The sequence below is a fragment of the Nitratireductor sp. OM-1 genome (assembly GCF_003296175.1).
Classification (GTDB): domain Bacteria; phylum Pseudomonadota; class Alphaproteobacteria; order Rhizobiales; family Rhizobiaceae; genus Nitratireductor; species Nitratireductor aquimarinus.
On sequence record NZ_CP029208.1, the window covers coordinates 2,155,470 to 2,172,092 of the forward strand.

Consider the following 16,623-nt stretch of genomic DNA (forward strand, 5'->3'; position numbering starts at 1 on the left):
GCCGCAGCGCCCCTGTTTCGGATGATTGGATTATTTGAAAACCCCTTGGGCGCGGCATAGGCTCGAAGCGTAAATGGGGCGCCGCGGCGCAAGCGACGTGCCCCTTCTGCGCACCGCGCAGACCGGGCATGAAGCCGCCCGCCGGCAAAGCGGGAAAACACTATGGCAAAGGTTGGTTTGCGTGAGTGGCTGGCCATCGGAAGGGTCATCGCCTCTGGTCGTCTGGCGCGTTATGGGGGACCGGGCGAAGGACCGCTCGACCGGTTCGAGAAGGCGTTTTCGCAACAGTTCGACATCAGGCATGTGCTCACCGTCAGCAGCGGCACCGGGGCGCTGATCAGCGGCCTTGCAGCTTCAGGCGTGGGGCCGGGCGATGAGGTTCTGGTGCCCGCCTATACGTGGATCGCCACCGCCGCCGCCGTGCTTGCGGTGGGGGCCGTGCCGGTGATTGTCGACATCGACGAAACGCTGACCATGGACCCCGACGACATCGAGCGCCGGATCACGCCGCGCACCCGCGCGATCCTGCCCGTGCACATGGCCAACATGGTCTGCGACATGGAAGCGATCATGGCGCTGGCGCGAAAGCATGGCCTGCTCGTCATCGAGGATGCGTGCCAGGCGGTCGGCGTCACCTATCGCGACCGGCGCGTGGGCACCATTGGCGACATTGGCGCGTTCAGCTTCAACCAGTTCAAGAACATCAATATCGGCGAGGGCGGGGCGGTGGCCTCGCAGAGCGACCGCTTCTTTGCCCGTGCGCGCATGTATCACGATGTGGGCGAGCTCTTTCGCGGCCATCTCGACAATTACAATGAGCCGAGCTTCTTTGGCGTGAACTTCAAGGCAAGCCAGATCCAGGGCGCGATGCTGAATGTGCAGCTCGCGAAACTCGACCCGATGCTGAAGCGGATGCGCCGGCGGCATCAGGTCATGACGCGCATCCTGTCGGGCTGCGACGCCTTCCGGCTGGGACCGCACAATGATCCGCAGAATGCGATTGGCCTTCACCTTCTCTTCGAGACCGAAGACGAGGCGAAGACGTTTGCCGCAAAACACAGGCGCGGCGTGTATCGGGTCTTCGATTCCAGCCGTCATGTCTGCACCCACTGGACGCCGATCCTTGAAAAGCGCGCCTTCCATCCGGCCATGAACCCCTATGGCTGGGCAAAGGCCAGCGTGGATTACGGGCCGGACACGTGCGCCCGCTCGCTCGACATTCTCAAGCGCACCTGCCGCATCAGCCTTGGCGAGAACTATCCGACGGCGCTCATGGCCTATCTTGCCCGCCGCATGGCCGGCCAGAGTTCACAGGAAAGGCGGTTGTCCTATGCATCTTAAACCGATCGGTATTGGCGCCAGCACGATCGATGTCTGGCAATGGTCGCTCGATGTTCCGCTCGATGCGCTGCCGCAGCTCGTCTCCGCTCTCGATGAGGCGGAATTCGCACGCGCAGGACGCTTCGTGCATGAGAGGCACCGCCTGCGCTTCATCGCCGGCCGGGGCCGGCTGCGGGCCATTCTGGGGGCGTATCTCGGTGTTCCCGCAAGGCGTCTTTCCTTCAGTTACAATGCCTTCGGCAAACCACGGCTGGCCGGACGCGGCGAGCCGCCGCTGCACTTCAACCTGAGCCATAGCGGGGGCATGGCGGTGCTCGCCGTATCGGACCGCTACCGGCTGGGCATCGACATCGAGCGCGTTCTGCCGTTTCGGGAAAACCTGGCCGCGCATTTCTTTTCGCCGGCAGAGAACGAGGCGCTCGCCGCCGTTCCCTCGCAGGATTATCTGGGAGCGTTCTTCCGCTGCTGGACCCGCAAGGAAGCCTTCGTGAAGGCGCACGGGGCAGGGCTTTCGCTGCCGCTTGAATCCTTCGATGTCACCATCGAGCCGGAAGGTCAGCCGCGGCTTCTGAGGCTCGATGGCGTTGCCGATGCACCGGCCCAGTGGCGGCTTGCCAACCTGGCGCTGCCGCGCGGCTATATCGGTGCGGTGGCCGCGATGACGGCCGGCAACGCCGTTGCGCTCAACTATCGCGGCCGCAGGCAATCTGCTCCGGGGCGTGAAACGCGCGGCGCGTGGCATCCGGGCGCTCGCCTTGAGCGCTCTCAGGCGTTGAGGCGTGCATCCAGTATGTAGCGGGAGCCGCTGGCATCGAAATGGTGGCAGCCGCTCAGGCCCGGCTTGAAGTCGGGCAGGATGCGTCGCACGCAGGTTTCCCGATAGTCTTCCATGTCCAGATGTTCGATCTCCATGATGTTGAGACCGTATCCGTAAATGCCATGGGCATTGTATTGCGCGGGCCGGTAGAGGCGGCGATGGCGCGAGAAGATGCGGCCACCGTTGCGCGCCGTGGCGCTGCCGATCACCACCGGGTTGCGCCGGTGCGACACAAGCCGGTTGAGTTCCGGGCCATCGACCTGGAAAGCGTAGAGCGCCGAGCAATGATCTTCGAAAGCGTGATGCTCTGACAGATTGGTGAAAAGCCACCACTGGCCGCGATGGTGGAACAGCGTGCTGTCGGCGGCCGACCAGCCTTCGAGCGCCCGCGAATAGGGCTCCCAGATCAGCGGAAAGCTGACCGCGCGCCAGATTTCGATGCGCTTTCGCTGATGCGTTTCCGGCATCATGAAAATCTCGTCGCCATGCTTGAAAACGAAGGGGAACGAGAGGTGTTCGTCTCCGCCAAGCGCAATGCCGATGGGTTCGAAGCCGCGCCGCGTAATCTCGCCGACCGCGATGTGCGCCCTGGTGTCGCCGCGCCCGTAATTCTCGTAGAACAGATAGGTCTTTCCCTGATGGTGAAAGAGAAAGGGATCGGCCTTGATGGCCGTGTCCGTTGGCGGGATTTCCGTAGCCTCGCTCGGATCAAAATCATCAATGGACCCGCGCCCGCTGTAGAGCGTCCACACTGCCGTATCCTGATGGGAGGCGCGGCGCACGGATTTCAGCGCCCGCTGCGTCACGTTTTTTGCAAGTGCTGCCGCATAGCGACCGGTCGTCAGAAGGCCGGGCGGTGCAGCAGGTTGAACACTGTCAGCCGCTTTCAACGGTTTCGGCAGTTTACGGGTCTCGGCCAGCCGCCGCAGTTCCCGAACCAGAAGCAGAACCGATTTCTCCTTCATGAAGGCGTTGTTGCGCGCGGCGCTGAACTTCACATTGAACTCGGCCTCCGCAATCGCGCGCCGTTCCGGCTGGCGCGCAGTCTCAATGAAAAGCGACAGATGGCTGGTCGGCGCGCCTTCGGCCACATCGCCCATGCCCTCCCAGTTCACGGGGCCGGACTGGGTGAAGACATGGCTGAGCGACCAGATGCCAAAGCGAAGGTTTTCGGTCAGCGTTTCCGGCAGCGCGCCCTCGCAATGGCGCAGCACCAGATCGAGCTGCAGCCCGTGGCGGTCGCTGTTCTCTCCGGTTTCGTCCAGCGGAATGCTCACGATGGAGCTGCGCGCGCGCTCGAAGCGGCGTGCGCGATAGGCGGGCTGGCGCGCGAAAAGCGAATTGTCGATCCGCGCCACCGTTCTGGCCAGAAGGCCGGGTCGGGCCGTATGGTGTGGAGCGGGACCGGTGAGGAACGAGACCAGCCTGAAGCGCCGGTCCGAGAGCAGGCGCTCGATCAGAAGCAGTTCCCAGTTTTCGAAGGTCTGCCCGATGGCGCGCGCAATCCCGATCCGCAGGGGACGCGCCTGCGGCTTCCTGTTGCCTGTCGGTTTCGCCCTAGCGTTCAGAGCCGCCTCCCAGTTCCAGGCGCTCGCCGAGCACGGTCGAGAGCTTGTCGATGCCGCTGTCGCTGAGCGAATCCTCGTGCCAGCCACGCAGGTCGAACACGGGTGAATCATCCGGCACGAAACCGCGCCAGCCAAACAGAAGCGGCTTGGCGCGCGGATGGTTCGCCTGGCTGCGGAACAGGAGCACCGTTTCGCCATCAAGCGCGCGCGGGGTGTAGCGCCGCGCCGCCCGCACCAGAAACTGCGTCACCGCCTCGTTTGCCTCTTCCTCGGGGTTCAGCGCCCGGTCCGGCGCATAGCGCTCCACCAGCTTCAGCGAAAAGCTGAATTCCTTCAGATAGGTCATCATCGAAATGCGGCCGCGGATCAGCTTGCCGGTGAAGTAGAGCAGGCGCTTGGCGCGTTTCTCGGTGTTCCAGCGCCAGCGGGTGAAGCGTGGCTGCGAGCGCACATAGCCCGGAGCCCAGCTGTCGATCAGCGCCACGAAGCGCACATCGTGGCCCTTGAGGCGGATCTGCCGCGTCATCTCAGCCGCCAGAATGCCGTTCACGCAAAGCCCCACCAGCGCCACCGTTTTGGGCCGGTCGCCAAGCTGCATGGCGTCCACCGCATCGCCGGCGATCTGTTCCAGCGTCAGGTTCTCCGTTTCCGCATTGATCCGGGCGTTGAACATGTGCAGGTTCACGACCGAGGCATGGCCGGGAAGCGTTTTGGCCATCCGGTAATAGAGGAAGGGGTGATTGAGCGTGTAGATCGCGCAATCGCCACTGCCCTGCCGGTAGATGGTGGTTTCCCAGTCGATGATCGCCGGGCTCTGCTCCGCCGTTTCAACGTCAGGCGGTGCAGCGGGTGCATGGTCTGCGACCGGTGCTTCCGCCTCACCGAAGACCGCGCGGGCAAAGCCTGAAAGCGTCGGCTCCTTGAAGAGCACCGCCAGGTCCGGCTGCACGCCGAAGGTCTCGCGCATTGCCGAGAACATGCGCAGCGCCAGAAGCGAATGGCCGCCGAGCGCAAAGAAATCATCACTTCCCTGCACCTGCGGCACAGCGAGAACGCGCGCCCACACCCGGCCCAGCTCCGCCTCCCGATCTGCTGGCGCGGCCACTTTGCGCGCGACCTGTGGTGCGGCGGGCGTGGGCATGGGGGCAGGAATGGGAAGGGCGGCATCCTCCAGCGCGCCGTCGGCCCGGCGTGGCAGGGCAAGCAGAATGCTGATGCCTGCCGGCATCTCGTCGTCAGGCAGCCGTTCTGCGAGATAGGCGGTGAGATGCGCCGGCAGCGTTTCAAGCGGTGTGGCAAGGCCGGCAGCCGGCGCCGCATAGGCGTGAGACGCACCGGAGGCATCGCGCCTGACCGCCGCATCGGCCACGTCACGATGCGCAAGAAGCAGGGCTTCCACGCGCGAATCCGGCTCTGCCCGCGTCTCCTTCGGTGATGCGGGTGCGCGCACGGGGCCTTTCATGTCGCCGATCTTCGCCTGCGGGTCGGTCAGCGCGAAGGCATAGGCCTTCTGCCAGAGGTCGAGCAGTTCCTGCGCCGTCGCCTCATCGAACAGATCGGTGTTGTATTCCACCGACATGCGCCAGCCGGTCGGGCGGCCGATCATGATGAAGTTCAGATCGTAGATGACGCCCGGCGACTGCGAGGGCGCGCTGATCAGCTCGAAATCGCCATAGCGCGTGTCTTCCAGAAACGCCTTCTGCTGGTTGAAGTTCAGCGAAACCAGCGGATTGCGCGAGGGATCGCGTGCGGGATTGACCAGCTCCACCAGATTGTTGAACGGCATTTTCTGATGATTGAGCGCGGCCCCCACCGTGGCGCTCACCCGCGCCAGGTGATCGGCGAAGCTCAGATCGTCGGCAATGTCGAAGCGCAGCACAAGATTGTTGATGAAGACGCCGATCAGGCTTTCCAGATCCACATCCTCACGCCCGGCGATCTGCGTTCCGAACAGGATTTCGCGGCTGCCGGAATAGTGATGCAGCGCTGCGCTGATCACCGCCGCGCCATAGCTGAACAGCGAAACATGCTGCGCCCGCGCCGCCGCCTCGATCCGCTTACCGAGCTCCATCGGAAGCACGGCGGAGAGGATTTCGCCACGGCTGGTCTTCACGCGCCCACGCGGCCGGTCGGGCGGGATCTCGAAATAGGGCGCATCGCGCAGCTGCTCGCGCCAGTAGGTTTTCTCCGTCTCAAAACCGTAGCTGTTGCGGTACTCGTCCTGCCAGAGCGCGAAGTCGCCATATTGCAGCGCCAGTTCCGGCAGCTGCGCCGGGCGTCCGGCGTCGATGGCGGCTGCCAGTTCGCCAAGCTCGCGCCCCAGAACCCGGATCGACCAGCCGTCGAAGCAGGACTGATGCGCGGTGATCAGGATGAAGCCGCGCCGGTTCTCCACCATCAGGAGCGTGACGCGGAAGAGCCCCGCCTGGCCAAGATCGAAGGGTGCCGCCGCCGTCTCCCTGCTGATCGACTGGATGCGCGCCTCGCGCTGGTCGGCCGGCACATGGCGCAGATCGATCACCGGCATGCGAAACGAGACCGCCCGCACCACCTGCTGTACGGGTTGCCCGCCCGTCTCGATAAAGCGCGTTCGCAGGATTTCGTGCCTGTCGATGATCTGCCGAAAGGCCGTTTCGATGCTTTCGGTCTTGAAATCCCCCCGGATCTCCCAGCGCACCGCCACGTTGAGCGCCGGGTTTCCCGGGCTCAAGCGGTCCAGAAACCAGCAGCGCAACTGCGTCTGAGTGCAGGGGAATTCGCCGATGATCTCGTCTGCCCCCTCGGCAAGCGGGCGGTGCTCCGTGTCGGTCATCAGTGCGCCTCCATGCGGCGGCGTGCGCCATGCCGGAAATCCTTGAGCGAGGGCACATGCGGCTGCACGCCATTGACCGGCTCATCGCCTGCTTCCCCGGCGATCAGCGCCAGTTCGCCGATGGTCGGGTGCTGCAGAAGATGCCGCGCCTCCAGCGGCAGGCCGGCGTCGATCATCCTTGCGGCGATGCGGAAGATGCTGAGCGAATCCGCGCCCAGCGCGTAGAGGTTTTCCTCGACGCCAATCTCGGGAATGTTCAGCACGTCGCGCCAGATGGCCGAGAGCTTTTCCTCCATCGGTGTGCGCGGCGCGGTTCGGATGATGGCCGCTTCCTGATGCGGAATGCCCTGTTGTTCCAGCGTCTTGCGGTCGAGTTTGCCATTGGCCGTCTGCGGAAGCGCCTCGGCCTCGACCCAGAAGGCGGGGACCATGTGGCCGGGAAGATGCGCCTTTGCATGCGCGCTCAGCGCATCCGGGCGTGGCGGGTTCGCTGGATCATCGGGCACCACATGACAGACAAGCTGCCGGTCGCCATTGCGGTTCACGGGTGCGGCCACCGCGCACTGCCGCACACCCTCCGCCGCCGAAACCACCGCCTCGATGTCGCCAAGTTCGATGCGGAAGCCGCGCAGCTTGATCTGGTTGTCGCGGCGGCCCAGAAGCTGGAGCGAGCCGTCTGGCATGCGCCGCCCCACATCGCCCGTCTTATAGAGCCGTTGCGGAACGCCGCCAATGGAGACGTTGCGGAAGGCCGCATGGGTCTGTTCGCCATTCTCGAAATAGCCGATGGCGAGGCCATCGCCGCCAATGTTCAGCTCGCCCGTCACGCCAACCGGCGCGATCCGGCCCCGCGCATCGAGAATGTGAAGCTGCGTGTTGGCGATCGGATGGCCGATGGTGATGGGCGCATCCGCATCATCGATGCGCGCCACGGACGACCAGATCGTCGTTTCCGTCGGTCCGTACATGTTCCACAATTCGCCGCCGGTTTCGATCAGGCTGCGCGCCAGCGCCGGCGGCAGGGGCTCGCCGCCGCACAGCATTTTGAGCGTCGGACGTTCGCCAAGCCCCGCCTCGATCAGCATCTGCCAGAGCGTCGGCGTCGCCTGGAGCACGCTCGCCCCGCACGCGTTCAGAAGGTGCACGAGCTGAAACCCGTCCTGCACCTGCTGCCGGTCGGCGATCACCACCCGCCCGCCGCAGATGAGCGGCAGATAGAGTTCGAGTGCAGCAATGTCGAAGGAGATGGTGGTGACGGCCAGAAGCGTGTCCTGCGCCGTGAAACCGGGCTCCTTCGCCATGGATGTGAGGAAGTTCACCAGCGCGCTGTGGGGCACTTCCACCCCTTTGGGCACACCGGTCGAGCCGGATGTGAAGATGATATAGGCCGCCTGCGATACGCCATGCGCGCGGATCTGAAGCGGCGCGGCATCCTGCGCGGCAATGGCCGCACGTTCTTGATCCAGCCGGATCGGCAGCACATCGTGGCCTGCAAGCGCGGCGATGCGTTGATCCCGGCAGATCACGGCGGCGATATGGGCTGCGTCCATGGTCTGGCTGAGACGCGCTTCGGGATGATCCGGGTCGAGCGGCACATAGATGTGATCCGCCTTCATGATCGCCAGCAGCGTGACCAGCATGTCGATGGACCGGTCCAGCGCCACCGCGATGCGACGGCCGGGGATGAAGAGCTTTTCCTGAAGCAGGCGGGCAAGCTGCCAGCTTTGCGCATCCAGTTCGCCATAGGTGATCGTTTCATCGCCATGCATGGCTGCGATGGCGTCAGGTGTCTCAGCAGCCCGGTCGCCGAAAAGTTCGAAGGCGAAGCGCTCGCTTTCATAGGGCGTCTCGGTCTGGTTCAGACCATGGGTCAGCCATGCCGCCTCGTCATTCGAGAGAAGCGGCAGGCGCTCGATCCGCGCATCGATGTCGTCGGCCAGCGCCGCCGCCAGCGTGGCGAAGTGCCCGAGCCAGCGCTCAATGGTCTCCGGGTCGAACACATCGCCATTGTAATCGACATCAATGCGGATGCCGTCGCTGCTCTCGATCATGTTGAGGAACATGTCGAAATTGGAAAACGCCTTGGGATTGGGCGTCACGTTCGCCGACAGTCCGCCAAAGTCGAGCCCCTTGCTCATGCGCTCCAGGTTGAACTGGATTTCGGTGAGCGGCAGGCGGCTCGGGTCACGCTTCAGCCCGAGTTTCCGCACCAGCGTTCCATAGGTGTAGTCCTGATGCTCGAAGGCCTGCAGAACGAGCGTCTGTGTGTCCTTCAGATGGGCGGAGAAGGCGCGGTCCTCGTCCAGCGTCTGGCGCAGCGGCAGGAGGTTCACGCAATGGCCGACCAGCGTTTCTTCGCCGACAAGGCTCTGGCCCGCCGAAGGCACGGCGATCACGATGTCGTTGCTGCCGGAAAGGCGCGACACCATCACCTGCAGCGCTGCCAGCAGGGTCGAGAACAGCGTCGCGCCGCTCTTTGCGCCGGCCTTCTTCAGTCGCTTGTAGGTGTCCTCACCGATATGCGCGGTGCAGGTGCCGCCGGCAAAGCTGCGCCGTTCCGGCCGTGGCCGGTCGGTGGGCATGTCTGGCAGATCCGGCACGGTCTCAAACTGCGAAAGCCAGAACTGTTCCGTCTCGCTGCTCGCCCCGGGCCGGTTCGCCCGGTCCTGCGCATAGGCCGAGAAGGCCAGCGCCGGCGGCAGGTCGGGCGTCGCGCCCTTCACGAGCGCCGAATAGGCTTCGGCCAGTTCTTCCACCAGCACATTCACCGACCAGCCATCGCACACAATGTGGTGTGCGGTGAACACGAGCACGTGCCGGTCTGCCGAAAGCTTCACGAGTTCCGCACGCGCCAGCGGTCCATTGACCAGATCGAAGGCGGTGCGGGCCTCGCGGTCCATGATCGCGGCCAGCGCCGCTTCATTGGAAATCTCGGTCAGCGGCATTTCAATGCGGAAATCGGGCATCACCTCGAAATGCTCGCCGGTGCGCGCAAATCTGATGTGGAGCGCATTGTGCCGCGCCACCACCAGATCGAGCGCCCGACGGAAAGCGGCTTCGTCCAGGGCGCCATCGAGCGTGAGATTGAAGGATTCGTTGAACGAGCACGAGGCTTCATCGCCCGCCTGCGCGGCAAGCCAGATTTCCTTCTGTGCTTCGGTCAGCGGGGCCTGCGATGGAGCGGGCGGGGTTTCCGTTTTCGTCACTTCCGGCGCGGGCTTTGAAAGAGGGGCGCTCTGCGCGTCCTCACCGCGAAGAATGCCGGCTCCCTGCAAGGCATCGAGCGTGTTTGCGAACACGGCGGCAATGCGCTGAAAATCCTCTTCCGAATGCGCGGTCGTCAGGAAACAGGGATAGCCGTCCTGCACATGCAGGCCCTGAAGGCGCGCATGGGGGTAGAACAGTGAGCCGAGTGGATCGGCATTGCCGAAATCGGTCACGAACCAGCTCTTGTAGCCGTGGATCGGCATGGCGATGCCACGCTCGGAAAGCTGCGCGTTCAGCTCCGTCACCAGTTCTTCTGTGCGACCGGCCACCCGGTCATAAAGCGCGCGGCCTTCGCCCTTGATGTGTTGCAGCACGGCGCGGGTTGCCGCCAGCACCACCGGATGCCGCACGAAGGTGCCGGCAAAGAAGGTCGGCGCGACCATGGGCACGCTGTCATCGCCATAGTCCCAGCGACCGCCATCCAGCGCATCCATATAGCGGCTGTCGCCGGCCAGAACGCCGATGGGCATGCCGCCGCCCAGCACCTTGCCATAGGTCGCCAGGTCTCCGCGAATGCCCCACAGGGCCTGAATGCCGCCGGGGTCGACGCGGAAGCCGGTTACCACCTCGTCGAAGACCAGCGCGAAATCGCGTTCCGTCGCCACCGCGCGCAGCGCGCGCACGAACTCGACAGGCTGCAATTCGGGATGCCGGCTCTGCACCGGCTCGATGATGACGGCGGCGATGTCCTCCGCATTGGCGCGGATCCAGTCGAGGCTCTCCGCTGCGCCATAGGGCAGAACGGTGATGTTCGAGAGTGAATCCGACGGAATGCCCGCCGCAATCGGCAGCGTCCGGTGCTGTCCCGCGCGGCTGCGCCCCTTCACCAGAACCTCGTCGAACTGGCCGTGATAATCATTGCCGAACACGACGATGCGGTCGCGGCCCGTCACCGTGCGGGCAACCCGCATGGCAGCCATCACCGCTTCGGAACCGGTGTTGCAGAAGGTTACGCGCTGGTGCCCGGTCAGCTCGCTGATGAGATCGGCCACCTCGCCGGCAAGCGGCGTCTGCGGCCCGATGGCGAAGCCTTTGTCCACCTGCGCGCGGATCGCCTCGGTCACGAAATCGGGGGCATGGCCGAAGGCCGTCTGGCCCATGCCGTTCACGAGGTCGATATACTCATTGCCGTCTATGTCCCAGATGCGCGATCCCTTTGACCGGTCGGAGACGACGGGAAACACCATTTCCTTCCAGTCGGAGCGGAAGCCCGAGGCTGCGCGCGGATCGGCCAGATGCGGCCGGTGCTTTTGCGTGAACGCCCTGGAGCCTGCGTTCCTCGCGCAATAACGCGCCACCAGATCGTCGATGAAGGCGCGTTTTACGGGCGAAAGCGTCTGATCGCCGGCCTGTGCGCCGGGCTTGTAGACACGGATGCGGCTGCCGCCGATTTCGCTTTCATCACCGGTTGTTTCGGGTGTCGGGGCAGGGGAGGGCGCTGGCGCAGGGGGCGCGGCCTCCTGTGCGGCGGGAGGCGGCATTGCCGCTGCCGCCGTGCCGCCCAGCGACTGGATGGTCTGCATCTGCTGCGCAAAAAGTTGCTGCGCCATCTGCAACTGAGACTGGAACAGCGCCTCGAGCCCGAGAGGCGGCTGTGGGGTTCCATTCACCGAGGTAGATGGCGCAGCGGGCGCGACGTCCGGCGTGGGGGGGACCTGTTTCACCGGAGGGGGAGAAGCCGTCTGCAAGGCATCTGCCGGCAGTTCGGCATCCAGGTGTCGCGCCAAGTCATGAATGGTCGGAATGTTGCCGAGCAATTCGCGGAAGGAGAGCTTGATCCGATATTCCTTCTCCACCTTCTGCGCGAACTGGCCGATGAAGAGTGAATCGAAGCCAAGCTCAAGAAAGGTCGCGCCGGCCGCGTCGTCAGGCATCTCCTCGCCCGAAAGGTCGGCGAGAAGGGCAATCAGGGCGCTTTCCAGCATGGCTGGCCGGTCGGTTGTCGAAGGTGCAGCGGTCATTGGGCTCGTTCCGTCTGTCATGGTTGTCTGGGTCTGGGTCTGGGTCTGGGCCGGGGCCACGGGCTGAGGCTCCGCCTGCGGCGCATCGGTCGTGGCGCTCGCCCGGTTTTCCGGCTTCGGTGCGTCGATCCAGTGCATCTGGCGCTGGAAGGGGTAGGTCGGCAGCGGGATCTTCCGCCGCGCCGTTTCCGGCAGGGCCGGCCAGTCCAGTGCGCAGCCGGCGATCCACGACCGCGCATGCGCCTCGGCGAAGGCTTCTTCGCCGAAGGATGCGCGGTCGTGTTCGGGCAGGGACTGGATGATGGCGGCAATGGCGTCGCGCTTCAGCGTCTGCGCGGTGAAGACCGAAAGCGTGCGGCCGGGGCCGCTTTCGATGAACACCGGCTGGCGGTCGCGCGCGATGGCCTGAATGCCATCGGCAAAGCGCACAGCGTCGCGACAGTGGCGCGCCCAGTAGGCGGGTGACGCGCCCTGCGCATCGGTCTGCCAGTCGCCACTGACGCAGGAAATGTAGGGAATGGTCGCCGGGCCGTATTGGACCTTCGCCGTCTCCTCTTCCAGCGCGTGCGCCGCCTCGTCCATCATGGCCGAGTGGAAGGCATGCGAGGTGTGCAGCCGGCTGTAGGCAATGCCTGCGGCATCGAGCGCGGCGCATGTTCCATCCATGGCCTCGAACGTGCCGGAGATGACGCTGAGCTTCGGCGCATTGACGGCGGCGATCTCCACCCCGTCGGTCAGGTGTGCGGCAGCCGTTTCGGCATCGGCGCGCACCGAGACCATGGCCCCTTTGGGCTGGTCCTGCATCAGCCGGCCGCGCGCAGCCACCAGACGCAGCGCGTCCTCAAAATGCATCGTGCCGGAAAGCGTCGCGGCGACGAACTCGCCGACGCTGTGGCCGATCATGGCGTCGGGCATCAGGCCCCGGCTCATCCAGAGTTTCGCCGTCGCATATTCGACGAGGAAGAGCGCAGGCTGCGCGATCTGCGTGTCGCGCAGCGCTTCGGCAAGCCCTTCTGCCGCGCCGCTCTCCGGCAGGCGGATGAAATCGCGGATGTCGCAGCCGATCAGCGGTTCCAGAAGTGCGGCACCCCGGTCGATCCACTCGGCAAAGACAGGCTCGCTCTCATAGAGCGCGCCGCCCATGCCCACATGCTGCGCGCCCTGGCCCGGAAACATGAAGACCACGGGCGGGGCTTCCGGTGCTGCTTCGCCGCTGATCGGGCGTTCGGCCTCCAGCCCGGCAATCGCCTCGTCGCGGGTGCGTGCGACGACCGCTGAGCGATGGGCAAAAGCGTGCCTTCCTTCCTGAAGCGTGTGCGCCACGGCGGCAAGCGGCTGTGCGCCTTTGCGCAGCGCATCGGCCAGGTACTGACGCATGGCGGCGAGCGCCGCCTCATTGCGCGCGGAAAGCGGCAGGATGAGTGGTCGGGTGGTGTGGTCTTCCAGCGTGCTGGTTTCGGGAGCCTGTTCCAGAACCACATGCGCATTGGTGCCGCCAACCCCGAAGGAACTGACGCCGGCGCGGCGTGTCGCGCCTTCCGCCTTCCATGGCGTTAGCCCTGTCGGGATGCGGAAGGGGCTGCCTTCGAGCGCCATGTGGGGGTTGGGCGACACGAAATTCGCCACCGGCGGGATTTCACCATCGCGCACCACGAGCGCCGCCTTGATGAGCCCGGTCACGCCCGCGCCCGCATCCAGATGGCCGATATTGCCTTTGACGGAGCCCAGCGCGCAGTGCCCTTCGGGGCCGGCGCTGCCAAAGGCGTTCATCAGGCCGTTGAACTCAATGGGATCGCCGAGCGGCGTGGCGGTGCCGTGGCACTCCATATAGCCAACACTCGCCGGATCGACGCCCGCACTTGCAAGCGCCATCGCAATGGCTTCGGCCTGACCGGAAACGCTGGGCGCGGTGTAGCCCACCTTGTCGGCGCCATCATTGTTGACGCCATAGCCACGAATGACGGCGTGGATCGTGTCGCCATCCGCGATGGCGTCTTCCAGCCGTTTCAGAAGCACCACGCCGCCGCCATTGCCGAACACCGTGCCGCCCGCCTGCGCGTCGAAGGGGCGGCAGAACCCGTCCGGCGAAACCATGCCGCCTTCCATGTGGATGTAGCCGCGCTTCTGCGGCACCGAGATCGACACGCCGCCGGCCAGCGCCATGTCGCAGCCATAGGTCAGGAGGTTCTGGCAGGCCTGCGTCACCGCCAGAAGCGATGTGGAGCAGGCCGACTGGATGGTGAAAGCAGGCCCTTTCAGGTCCAGCTTGTAGGCCACGCGCGTCGCCAGCGTGTCGTTGATCGCGCCCACCAGCTCGTTGAACATGTCCACCTGATAGCCGGAGGTGAAGGCCTCCGCCTTCTTCCGGTCGGACAGGATGTTGTTGATGAGATAGGTGCTCAGCGACGATCCGGCGAAAACGCCGATGGCGTCCTTCGCTGCGAAGGGATCGCAGCCAGCACTCTCCAGCGCTTCCCAGCAAAGCTCCAGAAACAGGCGGAACTGCGGGTCGAGCACCGCCGCTTCGCGCGGATACATGCCGAAGAACTCCGCATCGAACATGCCCACATCGTCCAGACAGGGCCGCGAGGGCACATAGTCGGGCGACGCGCGGGTGGCGTCGTCATAGGCGTCTTCGATCTCGTCGGGCGCAAAGGTGCGGAAGGCATGCCGCCCTTCGCGCGCCATCTGCCACAGCGCATCGACCGAGGGCGCGCCGGGAAAACGCCCGGCCATGCCGATGATGGCGATGCTGCCAATGCCCGCATCGTCTTCCGCCATCGGTGCGTGTTCGTTCGGCGTCGTGTGCTCTTTCGTGCTCTGCCCGTTCATGCTCTGCTCCGGCGGAATTGCGACATGACCTGTCTCTGCCTCGCGGCGCGGCTCTGGGCGGCGGCGGTCTGCGGGCCGTCCGCCGCCTGCTTCTCGAGAAAGCGCGCGAGGATGCGGATTTTCGGGTGCTCGAAGAGGGTCACCACATCGATGGCGCGGCCAAGTTCCTGTTCGAGTGCTGCGTGAATGCGCATCAGCTGCATCGACGTGCCGCCGAGGTCGAAGAAGTTCTGGTCCGGGCCGATGGCGTCCGTTCCAAGAACGCTGCGCCAGTGACGCGCGACGACGGCCTCCATGCCCTCTGCAGGGGGCGTCGCCGCAGCCGGTGTGGAAGCGGGAGCATCGGCCGGGTTCGGCAGGCGCGCACGGTCCACCTTGCCGGCGCGGTTCATGGGAAATTCGTTCAGAACAATGGCTCGCCCCGGCACCATATGGGCCGGCAGGACGCCCTTCAGCCGCCCGAGAACCGATGCGGCAAAGCCCAACTCGTCATAACCGTTTATGGCTCCGCCCTCCGGGCGCGGGCGCAGATAGGCGACCAGCCGTTTGGCCGTTCCAGCCTGATGACACTGCACCACGGCGTCTGCCAGATGCGCGTCACGGCGCAGCGCGGTCTCGATCTCGTCCAGCTCGATGCGCTTGCCGTCAATCTTGACCTGCCGGTCGCGGCGACCGCGAAAATGCAGGAGCCCGTCCGCCTCCATCACCGCCATGTCGCCGGTCAGATAGACGCGCAGGCTTTCGCCGTCTGCGGTGCGGATCGTCACGAAACGCTCCTGCGTCAGTTCCGGCCGGTTCAGATAGCCGATGGCGAGCCCGTCGCCGGAAACCGCAAGCTGTCCTTCCTGGCCGGGCGGCAGCGCGCGAAGATCATCATCAAGAATGTGAACGCCGCTATGCGCGATGGAGTGGCCGATCGGCATCGCGTCGTCCCGGAAATCCGCCGGAACCTCGAAAGTCGAGGCGATGACGGTCACCTCGGTCGGCCCATAGGCGTTGGTCAGGCGGCATGTGGGGTGAGCGGCGAGAAACCGCCGCGCATGATCCGCTGACGCCACTTCACCGCCGAAAAACACATGCCGAAGCGAGGTGAGCCTGCCGCCCGGATGATCGACCAGAAGGTTGAACAGCCCCGTGGTGAGCAGCATCACCGAGACGCGCTCATCATCAATCGTTCGGGCAATGCGCTGCATGGAAAGCGTGCGGTCGCCAATGCCGGCAAGCCGCGCCCCGTTGAGCAGCGCGCCCCAGATCTCGAATGTGGCGGCGTCGAAAGAGATTGTCGCCGTGTGCAGCACCACATCGTTCGGGCGGAAGTCGACATAGTTCTGCGCGCGCACCAGCCGCAGAATGCCGCGATGGGGAATGACCACGCCCTTGGGCCGCCCGGTCGAGCCCGACGTGTACATGACATAGGCAGCATCACCGCCCGAGACGGCCACGGCGCTGCCGGTCGGCGCATTGTCTTCAGCCAGCCCGGTCATGGCCGCGTCAATGTCGATGAGGCGCTCTGCACTTATGGGAAGTCTGGCTGCAAGATCTGCGCTTTCGGCGTCGATCATCAGGGCGCGCGGCGCGCAATCCTGCGTCATGTAGGAAAGGTGTTCCAGAGGATAGGCCGGATCGAACGGCGCATAGGCAGCGCCCGCCTTGAGGATCGCCAGCTTGGCAACCAGCGTCTTCAGCGCGCGTGGCAGAAGCAGGCCCACTATGTCGCCCCTGCGCACGCCCATCGCGGTGAGGCGGGCGGCGAGTTTTGCGGCCAGCCGGTCGAGTTCCGCATAGGTCAGGCGCTCGTCGTCGAAGCCGACCGCAATCGCATCGGGGCGCTGGCGCGCCAGCGCCTCCACGGTTTCGTGAACCGTTGCGTCGCGGTCGTAGCCGCGCTCCGCGCTGTGCTGTGAATGATGACTGGAAGAAACGGCCGTTCCGGAAATGGACAGCTCGGTGTCGTTCTGGTTTCGATGCATGTAGACGCCCCGCCCGAAAAAGCCCGCGCCTATATTTCAAGCATCTGCAAATGCT

6 protein-coding genes are annotated in these 16,623 nt (G+C 65.0%); 2 read left to right on the forward strand and 4 right to left on the reverse strand.

Annotation, left to right across the window (positions count from 1 at the left end; all coding sequences use genetic code 11):
• The first annotated feature begins 162 nt into the window (after window positions 1-162).
• Window positions 163-1,341, forward strand: a complete 1,179-nt coding sequence (locus DEJ54_RS10155) for a DegT/DnrJ/EryC1/StrS aminotransferase family protein (RefSeq protein WP_113154462.1) — start codon at window positions 163-165, stop codon at window positions 1,339-1,341.
• Window positions 1,331-2,137: a 4'-phosphopantetheinyl transferase superfamily protein gene (locus tag DEJ54_RS10160; protein ID WP_113154463.1), complete on the forward strand. Its 807-nt coding sequence runs from the start codon at window positions 1,331-1,333 to the stop codon at window positions 2,135-2,137. Before DEJ54_RS10155 ends, DEJ54_RS10160 begins: the two co-directional genes overlap by 11 nt.
• Here the strand turns inward: DEJ54_RS10160 and DEJ54_RS10165 are convergent.
• From DEJ54_RS10165 to DEJ54_RS10180, 4 genes are read right to left on the reverse strand one after another with little or no spacing between them, the layout of a single operon-like run.
• Window positions 2,107-3,813 (reverse strand): hypothetical protein, encoded by a 1,707-nt coding sequence (locus tag DEJ54_RS10165; RefSeq protein ID WP_245447480.1) that lies wholly within the window; start codon window positions 3,811-3,813, stop codon window positions 2,107-2,109. The two genes, DEJ54_RS10160 and DEJ54_RS10165, sit on opposite strands and share 31 nt — an antisense overlap.
• Entirely contained in the window at window positions 3,716-6,538 is a 2,823-nt protein-coding gene (locus DEJ54_RS10170) for a condensation domain-containing protein (protein ID WP_113154464.1), read from the reverse strand. Before DEJ54_RS10170 ends, DEJ54_RS10165 begins: the two co-directional genes overlap by 98 nt.
• Complete coding sequence (locus DEJ54_RS10175; protein WP_204360790.1) at window positions 6,538-14,598, reverse strand: non-ribosomal peptide synthetase/type I polyketide synthase; 8,061 nt, start codon at window positions 14,596-14,598, stop codon at window positions 6,538-6,540. Before DEJ54_RS10175 ends, DEJ54_RS10170 begins: the two co-directional genes overlap by 1 nt.
• Window positions 14,595-16,568: a non-ribosomal peptide synthetase gene (locus DEJ54_RS10180; protein WP_113154465.1), complete on the reverse strand. Its 1,974-nt coding sequence runs from the start codon at window positions 16,566-16,568 to the stop codon at window positions 14,595-14,597. The genes DEJ54_RS10175 and DEJ54_RS10180 overlap by 4 nt, the downstream gene beginning before the upstream one ends.
• Window positions 16,569-16,623 lie beyond the last annotated feature (55 nt).

Bases quoted from the DNA above. Each gene is read 5' to 3' on its own strand.
- DEJ54_RS10155 (WP_113154462.1), top strand. From the start codon at position 163: ATGGCAAAGGTTGGTTTGCGTGAGTGGCTGGCCATCGGAAGGGTCATC.
- DEJ54_RS10160 (WP_113154463.1), top strand. From the start codon at position 1,331: ATGCATCTTAAACCGATCGGTATTGGCGCCAGCACGATCGATGTCTGG.
- DEJ54_RS10170 (WP_113154464.1), bottom strand. From the start codon at position 6,538: ATGACCGACACGGAGCACCGCCCGCTTGCCGAGGGGGCAGACGAGATC.
- DEJ54_RS10175 (WP_204360790.1), bottom strand. From the start codon at position 14,598: ATGAACGGGCAGAGCACGAAAGAGCACACGACGCCGAACGAACACGCA.
- DEJ54_RS10180 (WP_113154465.1), bottom strand. From the start codon at position 16,568: ATGCATCGAAACCAGAACGACACCGAGCTGTCCATTTCCGGAACGGCC.